General features: G+C 68.5%; 6 protein-coding genes and 3 pseudogenes. 5 read left to right on the top strand and 4 right to left on the bottom strand.

Features of this window, described 5'->3' with window-relative positions; all coding sequences use genetic code 11:
* On the bottom strand, positions 1-529 hold a 529-nt coding region (locus tag AWZ10_RS08710), incomplete at its 3' end, for a DUF6542 domain-containing protein (protein ID WP_341846082.1).
* Between the two features lie 394 nt (positions 530-923).
* Here AWZ10_RS08710 and ychF point away from each other — a divergent pair.
* From ychF to AWZ10_RS08700, 3 genes and pseudogenes are all read left to right on the top strand, one after another.
* The gene (gene ychF / locus AWZ10_RS08705; RefSeq protein ID WP_046706283.1) at positions 924-2,012 is read left to right on the top strand and encodes a redox-regulated ATPase YchF; all 1,089 of its coding nucleotides are present in this window, start codon (positions 924-926) and stop codon (positions 2,010-2,012) included.
* Between the two features lie 248 nt (positions 2,013-2,260).
* Positions 2,261-2,542: pseudogene (locus AWZ10_RS47430) on the top strand (hypothetical protein); the annotation flags it as partial.
* Positions 2,527-2,977, top strand: a pseudogene (locus AWZ10_RS08700) (hypothetical protein). The pseudogenes AWZ10_RS47430 and AWZ10_RS08700, both read left to right, overlap by 16 nt.
* A gap of 333 nt (positions 2,978-3,310) precedes the next feature.
* On the opposite strand, the gene AWZ10_RS08695 reads toward AWZ10_RS08700, so the two are convergent.
* Together AWZ10_RS08695 and txtE are read right to left on the bottom strand one after the other, a co-directional pair.
* Positions 3,311-4,483 carry a nitric oxide synthase oxygenase gene (locus AWZ10_RS08695; protein WP_060890801.1) on the bottom strand — a complete coding sequence of 391 codons (1,173 nt, stop codon included), beginning with the start codon at positions 4,481-4,483 and terminating at the stop codon, positions 3,311-3,313.
* Positions 4,484-4,546: 63 nt separating this feature from the next.
* On the bottom strand, positions 4,547-5,767 hold the full coding sequence (txtE, locus tag AWZ10_RS08690; protein ID WP_046706284.1) for a 4-nitrotryptophan synthase: 1,221 nt from the start codon (positions 5,765-5,767) through the stop codon (positions 4,547-4,549).
* A gap of 1,328 nt (positions 5,768-7,095) precedes the next feature.
* Between txtE and AWZ10_RS53560 the strand changes: the two are divergent.
* A pseudogene (locus tag AWZ10_RS53560) lies at positions 7,096-7,353 on the top strand (zinc ribbon domain-containing protein); the annotation flags it as partial.
* A 578-nt stretch (positions 7,354-7,931) separates the two neighbouring features.
* Here AWZ10_RS53560 and txtR read toward each other — a convergent pair.
* On the bottom strand, positions 7,932-8,882 hold the full coding sequence (gene txtR, locus AWZ10_RS08685) for a cellobiose-binding transcriptional regulator TxtR (protein ID WP_240439376.1): 951 nt from the start codon (positions 8,880-8,882) through the stop codon (positions 7,932-7,934).
* A gap of 1,569 nt (positions 8,883-10,451) precedes the next feature.
* On the opposite strand from txtR, the gene txtA reads away from it, so the two are divergent.
* Positions 10,452-14,828, top strand: a complete 4,377-nt coding sequence (txtA, locus tag AWZ10_RS08680; protein WP_046706285.1) for a thaxtomin non-ribosomal peptide synthetase TxtA — start codon at positions 10,452-10,454, stop codon at positions 14,826-14,828.
* Positions 14,829-14,866 lie beyond the last annotated feature (38 nt).

Below are 14,866 nucleotides of genomic sequence, written 5' to 3'. Positions count from 1 at the left end.
CGACCGGCCGGTGGCCGTACGGAGGCCGGGCCTGGCCACCGGAAGCCCGGACCTGGCCCTGCCCGCCCTGCCCTCCGACCCGCGCCCGGCCCTCCCGGTCCGCCCGCTCCCGCTCCCTCTCCCGCTCGGCCGCCCGGCGGGCCATCAGCCGAAGCTTGCGCACCGTCACGATGACCCCGGCGACGAGCGTGCCGCCGTACAGCCAGCCCGCCTGCATGGCGAGAGCGGTGACCAGGGCCATCAGATGGCCGCCGAGGCCGCCCTCGCCCTTGGCGAGCAGCGGCAGACCCACCGCGAAGGCGATCGGCACGACGACGGGGGCGCTCGCCAGGTCACCACGCCGTACCCACATCGCGGTCAACGCGCTGACCAGCAGGAACAGCACCCCGTACAGGACGGGGGACGCGCCGAACACCAGCCGGTCGAGGCAGGCGAGCACGAACATCGACACCCCGCAGAACAACCCGCAGCCCAGGTCGGTGAGGCGTGGGTTCGGCATCCGGCGCACGGCCCGTGCGACGCTGCGCACGGCTCGGACCGCCGGCGGTACGGGCCCGCGCGCGACCGGAGCACGACGCGGCACGCCCGCGCCGGGAACCCGGCCCCCTCTGCCCGCCTGCGGGGGAAGAGGAGATGAGCCGCGCTGCGGCCCGGTCCGAGGGGGATACGGGGGATGTGTCCTTTGCTGCTGCTCCACTCGACCAACTTAGGTCGGTTAATGTGCCGAATGGGTTCAGAGACACGCCGTTGAGCGGACCTTGGCCAAGCGTTCGATACCTCGCCGGGCCGGGTGCCGGCACGCCGTAAACTGGGGGATCGGCCGGCCTTCCGGCCGCTGGGGCACGATCCGCCGGACAGGCCTCAGGCCCTGCCGCTCCAGCCCCCCGGCCGCCTGGCCCTCCTACATACGGGAAGTCGCAAACGTGTCGCTCACGATCGGAATCGTCGGTCTGCCCAACGTCGGCAAGTCGACCATGTTCAACGCCCTGACCAAGAACGACGTGCTGGCGGCCAACTACCCGTTCGCCACGATCGAGCCGAACGTCGGCGTGGTCGGTGTCCCGGACGCGCGCCTCGCGAAGCTGGCCGAGATCTTCGGCTCGCAGAAGATCCTTCCGGCGACCGTCGACTTCGTCGACATCGCGGGCATCGTGAAGGGCGCCTCGGAGGGCGAGGGCCTGGGCAACAAGTTCCTCGCGAACATCCGTGAGTCCGACGCGATCTGCCAGGTCATCCGCGCCTTCCAGGACGAGAACGTCGTGCACGTCGACGGCAAGGTCTCGCCGAAGGACGACATCGAGACGATCAACACCGAGCTGATCCTCGCGGACCTCCAGACGATCGAGAAGGTCCTGCCGCGCCTCCAGCGGGAGTCGCGCATCAAGAAGGACATCGGGCCGAAGGTCGCCGCCGTCGAGGCCGCCAAGGAGATCCTGGAGAAGGGCGACACCCTCTTCTCGCAGGGCATCGTGCAGGGCTCCGGCAACGAGGAACTCCTCCACGACCTGCACCTGCTCACCACCAAGCCGTTCCTCTACGTCTTCAACGTCGACGAGGACGAGCTGACCGACGAGGACTTCAAGAACGAGCAGCGCGCCCTGGTGGCCCCCGCCGAGGCGATCTTCCTCAACGCCAAGCTGGAGGCGGACCTCGCCGAGCTCGACGAGGAGGAAGCGATGGAGCTTCTGGAGTCGGTGGGCGTCGAGGAGCCCGGCATGGCGACCCTCGCCCGCGTCGGCTTCGACACCCTCGGCCTGCAGACCTACCTCACGGCCGGCCCCAAGGAATCCCGCGCCTGGACCATCCAGAAGGGCGCCACCGCCCCCGAGGCCGCCGGTGTCATCCACACCGACTTCCAGAAGGGCTTCATCAAGGCGGAGGTCATCTCCTTCGCCGACCTCGTCGACATGGGCTCCGTCGCCGAGGCCCGCGCCAAGGGCAAGGCCCGCATGGAGGGCAAGGACTACGTGATGCAGGACGGGGACGTCGTCGAGTTCCGCTTCAACGTGTAGCGGGTGACGTACCGCCACGTCACTGATCTGGCAAACATGCAGGTCAATAGGGGTTCGGCTCTTCGGGGTCGGGCCCCTGGTTTTTTCCGTGCTGGGATGGTGCCAGGAAACCTGACCCGTCGTCACCTGCCGTCACCCCTACTCATCCCTGCCGTGCTGCGGTTGTGCCGGGATGGCGGTCGGCTCCGGTGCCGAGTCCCAGGCGCGGGCCGCAGCGCTTTTCCTACTCGTTTGACGCGCTTGGGGTCATGGCTGAGACGACGTACGGCATCAGGGAAGGGCCAGCGACGCGGGTAAGCCTGTCGCTGCCGGAGGGGACCGCCGAGGCGATCCGGGCGCGGGTGGGCAAGCGGGAGTTCTCCGCGTACATCGCCGCGGCGGTCGAGCGTGAGCTGCGCGGCCAGGTGCTGGACGAGTACCTGGCGGACTACGAGAACCGTAAGGAGCCGGGCTCCGAGCAAGCCCGGCAGCGGGCGCGGCAGGTCTTCGACGAGGTGTTCGCCGAGGAGGCCGAGTGGCCCGCCGCAAGCGGAGTCACGAGGGGACGCTGGTCCTCGGCAGCGGGGGCTTTCGAAGCTGCTCGCCGACGACGAGCAAGTGGTGGCTCTGGTTGCCGAGGCCCGCTCGCGCGGCATGGAGGTCGTTATCAGCGCGCTCACCATCATCGAGGCCGTCCACGCCCGTACGAACATGTCTTGCCTGAACCGGGTGCTTTCCGGACTGCGCGTAGTCCCGGTGGGCGACGAGGAGGCGCGGGCGGCCTCGAAGCTGTTGATGGATGCCGGCTGCGCGGGCACACCTACGCGATTGATGCGGCGGTCGCCGAAGCCGCGCTGCGACAGCACCGCCCTGTGGTCATGTTGACGGCCCCGGCGATGTGCTGGCTGCTTGGCCGCTGGGAGTGGTGGATTGCAGGCGGTACGGGAGTTGGTGAGCGCGATCAGGCTGCAGACGTTGCGCTTTGACCAGTGGGCGCCATGTCCGACGCCGCCGGGTTCGGCATTCAGGTGCCCGCCCAACTGCCCTGGTCCGCTACGGTGACTCGCATCTGGTCAGGCAGTGCGCGCCATAGCTGACCAGCGTCGACGCCGACGCCGACGGGATTGGCCGGCGACCGCCCAGCTGCTGCTAGAGCGAATCGAGTCACGGTGAGGGCGCGCAGGCTCCGGCCTTGGGAGACGTCGTCAGCCACACCTGCGGCCATTCCCACCTCGTCTTCCTGGAGGAGTTCGACAGCCGCCGGCACTGGCGGCCGTCGAGCAGATGCTGCGGGGCGGGGTTGTAGACGCCTCATCACTTCACTGGTGGGGGTAGAAGTTGGGGCGCTGGTCGACGTTGTCGTAGTAACGGTGGAACACGGGGGTGATGCCGCCGGAGAGCGGGGGGACGATCCAGCTCCAGTCTGCGGATACGGTGCGGCCCTGGCGTTCCTCCTTGGCCAGGTGGGCGAGGAAGCGCCGGGACTCCTCGTGGTGGTCGCTGATCCGGACACCTGCGGCCTCGAAGGAGTGCAGGACGGCGACGTTGAGCTCGACCAGGGCGCGGTCGCGCCACAGGGTTGACTCGCTGGTGGTGTCCAGCTGGAGGCAGGCGGCGACGGCGGGGAGCATGTTGTAGCGGTCCTCGTCGACGAGGTTGCGGGCGCCGATCTCCGTGCCCATGTACCAGCCGTTGAACGGGGCGAGCGGGTAGTCCATCCCGCCGATGCGTAGGCGCATGTTGGAGATGACGGGTACGGCGTGCCAGCGCAGGCCCAGTTCGGCCAGGCGTGGGACGTCGGGGTGGGTGATAGGGACCTCCAAGACCAGCTCCCGCGGCAGCTCGAAGAACCGGGGTTTGTCGTCGGGGGTGTCGATGACCAGGGGCAGGACGTCGAACGGCCCTTGGGGGCAGCCCTGCCAGCCGAGGCGGAGGATGGCCTCCGTGAGGTCGGCGGTGCGCGGGTCACCGAGCACGGTGCCGTCGTCGCGGCGGTAGCCGGCGTACCGGATGAGCTGCTCGTTCCACACCCGCGGGCCGGGCCGGCCGGGGGAGTCCGGGGCGAAGACCGAAATCACCGGCCTGATGCGCCCGCCGTTGGTCGCCTGGCGCAGGTGCGTGCACAAGTGCCGGTGGATCTCATCGGGGGCTGTGGCGTCCCGGCGGTCCAGGACGCGCAGGCTGTTCCAGTACAGGCGGCCGATGCAGCGACTGGAGTTGCGCCACGCGACGCGGGCACCGTACACGAGCTCGGCGGTGGTGTGCCGGTAGGTGCCCGTGGCGTCGATGGCGGCGCGGACCTGCTCCAGGCGCCGGGCGAGCGGGACGGGCTGATCGGACTGCTCCGCGTGGAACTGGCGCAGGAACTCCTCAGCCTCATTTGGATCGGCGACGCCGCAGGACTGCGGCGTCGCCGGTTCCGCCGACGGGACCGGGCCAAGGGACGAATCGGGCCCCAGTGCCGGGCACGCTGTCGGGGACGGGGCGGGCAAGGAAGGGCCCAGAGCGACTTCGGAGGTCACGATTCCTCGCAGGGGAGTAGAGCGCTGACCTCGTCAGCGGAGGCTGAGCGGCAGGGAGCGAAGGGAGCGGAATTCGAGGTTCTCGTTCCAGATCGGCTCGCCCGCCGTCCGGATGCCCGGGAAGCGGTTCAGCAGGGCGACGTAGAACCACTTCAGCTGCAGGGAGATGAGCTGCGCGGCGAGACAGGCGTGCACCCCTTGGCCGAACGACAGGTGCCGAGCGCTGTTGGGACGGTCGAGGTCGAAGTCGTTCGGTCGCTCGAACATGTTGGCGTCCCGGTTGGCCGAGCCCAGGAACAGGGCGAGAGTCTGCCCGGCCTCGATCCGTACGCCGCCCATCTCGACGTCCTTGGCCGCGACGCGCCAGGTGAACTGGTTCGAGGCGTTGTAGCGGAGGACCTCGTTCGCCGTGTTGTCCACGCACGCCTGGTCCGCCAGGAAGCGTTCGACCTGCCGCGGGTTGCGGGCGAACGCGAGCGTGCCGCTGCTGAGAGAGCCCGGCGTCGTGGGCGCGAACAACGCGATGAACACCAGCGCCAGCTGGTGCACGGTCTGTTCCGGCGTGGTCTCGGTCAGGCCGTCCTGGGCGGCTGCCAGGCGGGCGATGACGGTGTCCGGCAGGACCTTGCCCCGCATGCCCTGGAGGAGTTCGGAGGCGTACGTGTGCAGGTCGGTGAGCTTTTCCAGGATTATCTCCTGCGTCACCGGCTGATCCTTCGGACCGGAGTGGTACGTCATGATCGTATTCACGCGCGGGATGAGGAATCCGAGGTCCTCCTCGGGGACCCCGAAGGCGTGCACGGCGGAGCGTACGGGGAGTTCGGCAGCCAGGGCGGGGACGGCGTCGATCTCGGTGGCACCGGCCGGGATGGAAGCGACCAGGTCGTGCGCGACCTTCTGGAGGACTTGGTCGTAGTGCTGGTGCGCGGCACGGGTGAAGCCTGCCCGGACGGACCGGCGCAGCGCGTCGTGGAGCGGCGGGTCCGTGTACATCACCACGTTCTTGGTCCAGCGGTGGAAGATGTTGTCCGGCGGCAGCGGCTGTCCGGGGAACTTCGCGGCCAGCACTTCCGTCCCCCGGTCGGCGGTGAGCCGGGGATCCTTCAGCCCGGCGGCGCAGTCGGCGTACGTCAAGACCGCCCAGGCGTTCAGGCGCTCGACCCAGTGGACGGGGCGGCGCTGGGCCAGGTCGGCGTAGACGGGGTAGGGGTCGGGCACGATGGACGGGTTGGCGAGCGGCGAGGGGACGGTCACAGGGGCTTCCTTGGGGTAGTCGAAAAGGGATGCGGAGCCGGGGATCGCGGCAGGAATTCCGGGATGGGAGGCGAGCCCTCGATCCCGTGGTTGTCAGTCGCGGCGCATACGTGTTGACAGGGCGGGCGGCGCGGCATCGCCGGGCGGGATCTCCGGCGACGGGGCGAGCCCGGCCACGGAGCGGAGGAATCCTGTGGCGAGCGGCGGTGATTCGCAGGTGCCGTTCGGCGCGGAGATCGGCTTCTCCGACGAGGACCTGAGCTACCGCGTGTGAGCAACGGGGCTGCTGGATCAAGAAGCGGCCCACAGGAGAACCACGCTCACATGTGTTGCCTGTCCTGGTTACGGAGGCGCCGTGGCACCGGAATTCCTCTCTCTTGAAGATCGTGCGCCGGCACACCTTCATCATGGATAGGCATCCCCGACGAAATCTTGTCGATCGGTGACCGATCCTTAGCTGTTGGATGCCAGTTCCGCTGTGCCCCTTCGATGCCTTCGCGAACAGGGGGGCCTGCGCATGGCGCGAGGTGCCGACGAAAGCTGCCGCACCACGAGGCGCCTTGTCATATCCCCGGTAAAGCCGGGAGGGAATTGGAGGTTTTCCCTCGTCCTGACAGCGACTGAGCTTGTGAGGTCGTTGGCGTGAGGGACGGACCGGTTCCGGCGAGGCATCCGTCGATGAGTGGGAAACATACCGGATTTCCTCATTCCGTTTCGATGGTCCGGCTGAGGTGCTCGGAGAGTGGTGAAAGCGGTGCGGGACCGCAGCGGCGACCAGAAGCCTTCCGCCGGGTTGAGGCCGGGTGCGTTGGAGACCAGCCGGTAGCGGGTCGGCCAGTCCTGCCGGGCGATGAACTGCCGCATTCCATAAGCGAGATGAACGTTCAGGATGCCCCGATGTTGCGGCAGGCGGCAGAAGACGAGGCGGCGAGGAAGGTGGCGGTTGCATCTGACCGTATATCTCACGGGTGACGTAGCGTCTGAGACGCCGGATGTCGATGGACCGGCTCAGCCTGGGAACACGCAAGCCGCAGTCCGGCCGCACTTTCCCCGGCCGACCCGCAGACCGGGCTCTCCTGGGTCGAGTTGGTCCGTGCCGTCGTGGCTCGTTCCGCCCTTCTGCCCGGCCCGCCGCCGGGGAAGCCGCCGCTGGTCGCCCTGCACAGGCCGGCGGTCGCGGACGAGGTGTTCCGGACGCGACCGCCGGAACCTTCCGGCCTGAGACCTGGCACCGAAGGCACTCACCGTGTGTATCCGGCCGGGCCAGGCCCTCCGGCTCCGCCGAACCGGCCCACCTGGTAGGAGCCGGCCGGCTGCCGGGTGATGACCAAGGGATCGCCGTGGAGGACCTGTCGGTGGCGGGACTGGCCCGCACGAAGCTGACCAAGTCCGTGCACGACGCCGGGTGGCCATCGTTCCTCAGCATGCTGGAGTACAAAGCGGAACGGTACGGCCGCACCCTGGTCAGGATCGGCCGGTTCACACCGACCTCCCAGACCTGCTCCAGGCCGCGAGGGAGTTGCCGTAGCAGTCGAGACGCGGATCCATGGGGATCCCCTGACCGAGTCGCAGTTACGCCCTACTGACCGCGCAGCCCCGCAACGTGGGACACCGAAGGCTGTGTGATGTGGCGGGAGTTCGCGACCGGGCCCGCAGGCGGTCGGCAGTGCATGAGCTGCATGACGGCTGTGCCCAGGGCCATCGATCCGTGCCGCCTAACCCCGGGCCGCGTAGTGGCACAGCAACGATCGAGAAGGCGGGGACCCTCCGGCTTCAGCCCGAGGTGCAAGTCACATCACCTGGCCAGGAGTGCTCGTAAGTTGCGTGCGTGCCGGTGGAGGCGTCCACGGTGTCCGATGCTTCGCGCAGTGCGGGCACGTCCCGGGTGGGCGACCGAAGAGCGCATGCGAGGAGGTGCGGCGTCGGCACTCCGGTGACCAGGACGCTCCCCTTCGTCCCGGTGGAGTGACCGAGGTGTGTCGTGTGGTGGCGTCTGAGCTGCATGGTGCGGGGGCAGGCCTCCCGTGCCGGGACCGTGCTGACTCGGCTCGTCCACGACCACGTTTCGGGGCCCTGGTCCTTTCTCGGGCCGGGGTGGCGCCGGGAACCCCGTGCCGAACCGTGGGCGACACGTCGTCCCTGCCGCCGTCATGCCCTCGCCGTTTCAGGTGAAACAGTGCTGCTTCCGGTAATCGCGGGGCGACATTCCGTAGGCGCAGCGGAAGTGTCTGCTCAGCATCGCGGCATCCAGCATCCCCCAGTCCGCCGCCAGCTCATTGATCTTCCGGTGCCCCAGGCTCGGATCCCTCAGATCGCATGCGAAACGCTCCAGGCGACGGCGTTTGACGTAGCTCATGACGCTTTCCCCGATCGGTCCGAAAACTCGATGTAACTGACGCACCGATATGTTGTGTTCGGCCGCGAGGGTCGCCGGGCTGATCTCGGGGTCGGCCAACTGCCGGTCGATCGACTCCTGAACCGCGATCAGAAGTGGATCGCATCCCCCAGAGTAATGCTTTCCGAGCTCGGCATATGCGATTCGCGTCGCGGAGATCGCCAGGATGCGCACGACCTCCTCCATATACGAGGACAGAATCCCATCGGTTTTCATCATCTCCACAGCCAGGGTATTCAAGAACGAAAAAAGAAATCCGGATCCGGGACCCTTGGCAGCATCCGTCACGATAAAAGTCCCCCGAGGCGACACCGGGAGTCCATCCTTCGCTTCGTCGGCGAAACGCAGTACGAGGAGTCGCGAAGCAACGGGTACATTCATCGAAAAGGGAACGTCGCCGTCCGTCATGACCAGCGTCCCCGCGTCGATCTCCGTACCGTTTCCGGTACCAGCGATGAACGCCATTCCTGACAGTACGCATATGACTGTTCTCTGCGGCGTCAAGGCCGCCTCCGAGTTGATTGCCTCGAACTCGATGACAGCTGGACCGGAATCTATGATCGTCGCCTTGACCCCGCCGGCCTTGAAAGATTTTATCTGCATGCCTGAGCTCGACAAAAGGCAGTACCTTGCGCTCGGCGCGTCGGCCGGAAATCGAGTGAAGCAAGATGCTTCCCCCTTCTCGGCTCCGAGCGCGACAAACAGTTCAGAACAGGCCACGGCGAGATCCTCCGCAAGGAACGAACCCAGTCGTTCACCCGCTTAGTTTGATTGAAATTTCAACTACCAGGTCAATCGGGTCTGGCGTCGGAGGCGGGAGAACCCTGGTCACAACCCGCGGGTGCGATCGATGCTCCTCGCGCGCCGCAGACGGGTCAGGTGTGCTGACATTCCGCTGCGGACGTCTCCATCGTGGGTGCGTGGACCCTCGGATCCGCGTTGAGTGACTTGCTCACCCGCTGCGTCGACCGAGGGGAGGTGTGATCTGGCAGGCCTGTGGCCAGCCGTCTCCGCCGGCTGGCGTCAGGCAGTCACCCGGGTCACTGCATCGCACCGCATAAACGCTCCTGCGCCGGAGTCCGTGGCGACGCCCGAGCGAGCCTCGCTCGCACGGCATGCCGCTGCCCGGGCCAGGGTGGCCGTAACGGTCGCGCCCCGTTTCTCCATGCCGTGGCCAGCGCCTCCGGAAACAGTGCGGAGAGAGAAACTCCGTCGCCGCGATCGGGTTTCCAGGTCTGTCCGAGGCCAATTTGTCCATCAGGTTTTCCTCACTCATCACGAGGCCACGAACGGCCGTAAGGGGAAGGGGCCGTGCGCGTCTTCGCTTACTGAGTCCGTGCGAGTCCGTCACTGCTCATCAGGAGGTGCTGCGCTGTACAAGAGAGCGCTGTGGGAGCGCTCCCGCTTATTGACAGTGCCCTGCGGGTGGCAGTCCAGTCAAGTACCTACTGATTGACCGGAGTTGTGTGTTGGCTCCTGAGGGTGCGCACACAGGAGCATTGTCTTGGCGGGCGGTGCGCAAGCCACCTGCGGGATTGTCGGCGCAGCCGTACGTGCGTTCATCGAACTCGCCCGTTGGGTTTACCTCACCAGCTACCCGCTCAACTGCACTCACTCGCTACGCCGGGGTGGTTGACTGAGGCGACGGCCCGCCGGACGGACGGAGTCGTCGAGCGCGAGCGCTGCCGACGCGGGAAGTCACAGGCAGCTCCCTGCGCTTTCCTCCGGTCGCGGAAGTCTGGTCTTCCTGTGTCGAATTTGTTTGTCGAAATTTTGCGAGGTGGCGGGGGCTGCAGGACCCCGGGCGCGGATCACCACCTCACCGTTGCCCGACCCCGCTGGATCGTCGGCACGTGGCCTCCTCGCAGTAGCTCCCGCTGCAAACGGAAGCCTGGCGTCCAGAGGCAACGACGCGGTCACTGACCGACAAGACTGCGCCGCGGAAACAACCCCATGATGCTTATGTTCCAACGTGCGAGAACCATTCACAGGGGGATTCCCGGTGCTACGACACCTGCTTCATCGGGACGGACAACACATTCTGAGAACGGTTCTCCTGCAACCGCTTCTCGATCCGGCGGCCCGTCGGCCGCACGCGGTGGCTCGGGTTCTCGTAGGAGAAGCCGGCACCCGTACCCCGTGGCCCCCCGAACCGTCGTCGCTCACCACTCCTGGCGCCACTCGGCCCCACGTAGGCCCGACGTCTTTCCCCTCCCCTGCTTCCGCTTTCCATGCCATCGGCTTGAGCGCGCCCACGGGCGGCTCGACGACAGAGAGGAACGGATACCTGTGTCGCACCTGACCGGTGAAGATCTCCCGGAGGGAGCGCTCGCCACGACGTGGCCGAGTCTCCTCGAAGCGCGGGTGGCCGACACACCTGACGCCATCGCGCTCGTCGCCGGGGACACGGCGCTCACGTACGCGCAGTTCAATGCCCGTGCGAACCGGCTCGCCCGGTGGCTGAAGTACCTCGGCGCCGGGCCGGAGCGGTCGGTCGGGCTGGTGCTGGGCAGGTCCGCGGACTTCTTCCTGTGCGCGACGGCCGTGCTCAAGTGCGGGGCCGCGTACCTGCCGCTGGATCCGAACTACCCCGTGGAGCGACTGTCCTTCATGGCCCGGGACGCAGCACCCGTGGTGCTGGTGACGACGTCGGACGTCCGGGGCGACCTTCTGGGCCAGCTGCCCACCGGCAGCCTCGTGGTTCTGGACGACGAGGCCACCGAAGACGTACTGCGCCGTCTGCCGGACCACGACATGGAGGACGGGGAACGTTTGGAGCCACTGCGCCCCGCGAGTCCCGCCTACATCATCTACACCTCCGGCTCCACGGGGATCCCCAAGGGAGTCGTCGTCACCCACCAAGGCGTCGCGAGCCTGATCGCGACCCAGCGTCGTCGCCTCGCCGTCACCGGCGCCTCACGCGTGCTCGCCTTCTCGTCCCCGAGTTTCGACGCCAGTTTCTGGGAGATGTCGATGGCGCTGCTGGCCGGGGCCGCGCTCGTGGTCGGCAGGCCGGGGCGGCTGCTGCCCGACGCCGAACTGGCCGCGTTGATCGCGGACCACGGAGTCACTCATGTCACTCTCCCGCCCTCGGTCGCGGGTGCGCTGGGCCCCGACATGCTGCCTCCGAGCGTGACGCTGGTCGTCGCGGGCGAAGCGTGCCCGGCGGCTCTCGTGCAGCGCTGGCGCCCGCACCGGACGATGGTGAACGCCTACGGCCCGACGGAGTCCACCGTCTGTGCCACCATGAGCGATCCGCTGGCCGACGACGTGGCGCCGCCGGTCGGCCGGGCGGTGGACGGCACCCGGATCCATGTCCTCGACGACCGCCTCGCACCGGTTGTGCCGGGAGCGGTCGGCGAGATCTACATCGCGGGGCACAGCCTGGCACGCGGGTACCTCGAGCGGCCGGGTCTGACCGCGCAGCGGTTCGTGGCGGACCCCTTCGGCCCGGCCGGCAGCCGTATGTACCGCAGCGGTGACCTCGGCCGCTGGACCCGTTCAGGAGACCTGGAGTTCGTCGGCAGGGCGGACGACCAGGTCAAGGTACGCGGCTTCCGTATCGAGCCGGGCGAGATCGAATCCGTCATCGCCGGGTGCCGCGGGGTCCGGCAGGCCGCCGTCGTCCTGCGTGAGGACCGGCCCGGAGAGCCATACCTCGCCGCCTACGTCATACCCGAGAACGCGGCCGCCGACGAGGCGGCCGGCGAGGAACCGGACGGTCAACTCGATGCCTGGCGACGGCTCTACGACGATCTGTACGGCCGAGCCGACACCGCCGACTTCGGCGAGGACTTCTCCGGCTGGGTGAGCAGTTATGGCGGGCGGCCGATCGAGGGGATGCGCGAATGGCGTGAGCAGACCGTGCGGCAGATCCGCGAACTGGCTCCGCGCCGCGTACTGGAGATCGGCTGCGGTTCCGGTCTGCTGCTCTCGCAGCTGGCGGGTGACTGCGAAAGCTACTGGGGCACCGACATCTCCGGGGCCCTGATCGAGCGGCTGCGCGGGCAGGTCGCCGAGCGCCCCGGCCTCGCGGACCGGGTCGTCCTGCATCAGCTCTCCGCCCATGAGCTGGGGAGTCTGCCCAGCGGCGGCTTCGACACCGTCGTGCTCAACTCCGTGATCCAGTACTTTCCCTCAGGCGATTACCTGTTCGACATACTGCGCGAGGTGTCCCGGCTCCTGGTACCCGGGGGCGCGGTGTTCCTCGGCGACGTCCGTAACCTTCGTCTGCTGCGCACCTTCCACGCCGGGGGGCTGCTGGCGGCGGCCACGCACACCGACACTCCGCAGACGGTCTGCGCGGCGATCGACCGGGCCATGGCGCAGGAGAAGGAACTGCTCGTGGACCCGGAGTTCTTCACGACGGCCGTCGGCGCGCTGCCCGGTATGACGCTGGAGTCGTGCACGCTCAAACGGGGCGGGTACGACAACGAACTCAGCCGCTATCGCTACGAGGTGGTGCTGCGCAAGCATGCCGGGCCTGCCGATGACACCGGGCCCACGGACGACGCGGGGCCGGTCGTGCGACTGCGGTGGGACGGCGAGATGGCGAGCCTGGCCGACGTCGCCGATCGGCTGCGTCGTGGGAAACCGGAGCGGTTGTGCGTCACCGGGATCCCCAACGGCCGGGTGGCCGGCGAGCATGCCGCGACACTCGCGCTGTTCGACCGGCGCCCCCTGCACGAGGTGCTGTCCCTGGGGCAGGCTCCGGCGGGCGTGGCACCGGAGGACCTGCGCCGGCTGGGCGCGGAACTGGGCTACCGGGTCGACTGCACCTGGTCGTCCGAGGACGACGCCCTGATCGACGCTTCCTTCACACGCGCCGGAGCGCTCGTGCCGCGTCCCGCCCCCCGGACCGACGCGGAGCCGGACGGTTTCTCCCCGGCCCGGTTCACCAACAGGCCGGCGTTCGCCCGCCCCGACTCCCAGACGATGGCCTCTCTTCCCGGGCAGGTCGCGGCGAAGCTGCCGGCCTTCATGGTCCCGGAGGTCTTCGTCCCGCTCGACAGGCTGCCGGTCACGGTGAACGGAAAGCTCGACCGCGGCGCCCTGCCCCGGCCGCGGCGCGCCGCCCATGCCTCGGGACGTCCGCCCAGGACCGCCCGCGAGGAGGTACTGGCGGCGATCTTCGCCGACGTACTCGCGACAGCCGACGTCACAGCCGACAGCGACTTCTTCGCCGTCGGCGGCAACTCCCTGCTGGCCACCCGACTCGCCGCCGAGGTCCGGCGGCGCCTGAACACCGAGATGCCGCTGTCGTGGCTGTTCGAGTCGCCCACCGTCGGCGCGCTCGCCGCCCGCTTCGACGCGGGGGACGAGGCCAGGCCGCTGCCTGTGCCGAGCGAGTACGCCTCCGGCAGCACGGCGCCGTTGTCGGCCCAGCAGATGCAGATGTGGCACGAGTACCGCCGAAGCCTGTGTCGCGACATGTTCAACGTGCCGCTGTCGCAGCGGCTGACCGGTGCCGTCGACGCCGAGGCACTGCGCGCCGCCCTCGCCGATGTCGTCACCCGGCACGTTCCGCTGCGCACGCTCGTCCAGGACGACGGCAGCGGTCCGTGTGCGGTGATCACGGAAGCCACCGCGGACGACATCCCATGGACGGAGACCAGGACCACGCCCGAGCGGCTGTCCGAGGATCTCGCGCACGCCGCCCGCCGCCACTTCGACCTCGAGACCGAGATCCCGCTGCGGGCCGTACTGTTCACGCTCGGCCCGGACGAGTCCGTACTGCTGCTGGTCATGCATCACATCGCCGCCGACGGCTGGTCCTTCGGCCCCCTGCTGGAGGACCTGGTCCGCGCCTACCGCGCCCGGACCGAGGGGCGCGCACCACAGTGGGAGCCGCTGTCCTTCGGCTACCTCGACTACGTCGCCTGGCAGCGCCGGCTGCTCGGCGCCACGGACGACCCGAGCGACGTCGCGCTGCGCCAGGCGGAGTACTGGAGGAAGACGCTGCACGGTGCCGACGACAGGCCGGTCCTGGAGACCGACAGCCCGGCGCCGGCCCAGCAGGACTTTGCCGGCAGGTCCCTCGATCTTCCGCTCGAAGTCGGCGGCCACCGGGTGCTGACAGCCGCGGCCCGTGAGCACGGTGTCACCGTCTTCATGATCCTGCACGCCGCGCTCGTCGCACTGCTCGCCCGCAGGGGAGCAGGAGGGGACGTCACCGTCGTGACCGCGGTGGCCGGCCGGACCGACACCCAGTTCGAACCGCTGGTGGGCCTCTTCGCCAACACCTTGGCGCTGCGCACCGACACGTCGGGCAACCCCACCTTCCGCGAACTGCTGGACCGGGTCCGCGTGACCGATCTCGGTGCCTATGCCCACCAGGACCTGCTCTTCGAGCGCCTGGCCGACGTGCCACCGCCCCAGGTGTCACTCGTCCTGCGCACGGTCGCAGCGCCGCCGGCCGACCTGCCGGGCCTCACCATCAGTCCCGGCCCACGGCCGGCGAGCGAATCCGCCCGCTATCCGGTGCTGTGGACCGTGGAGCATCTGACCTCCGCCGCGGACGGCGGGACGCTGCGCAGCCACATCCAGTACCAGAGCGGGCTGCTGCGCGACGACACGGTCGTCCGGCTCGCCCAGCAGTACGAAGTCGTGCTGTCCCTGTTGTTGAAGGATCCCGATCTCCGCGTCCAGGACCTCCCACTGCAGTGACTCCCAGGGCCAGCCCGTCCGATCCCATCATCTGTGAG

The organism is Streptomyces europaeiscabiei (assembly GCF_001550375.1).
Lineage (GTDB): Bacteria > Actinomycetota > Actinomycetes > Streptomycetales > Streptomycetaceae > Streptomyces > Streptomyces europaeiscabiei.
The sequence above is the reverse complement of the archived record's forward strand: the minus strand, read 5'-3'. Positions and strand labels throughout refer to the sequence as shown.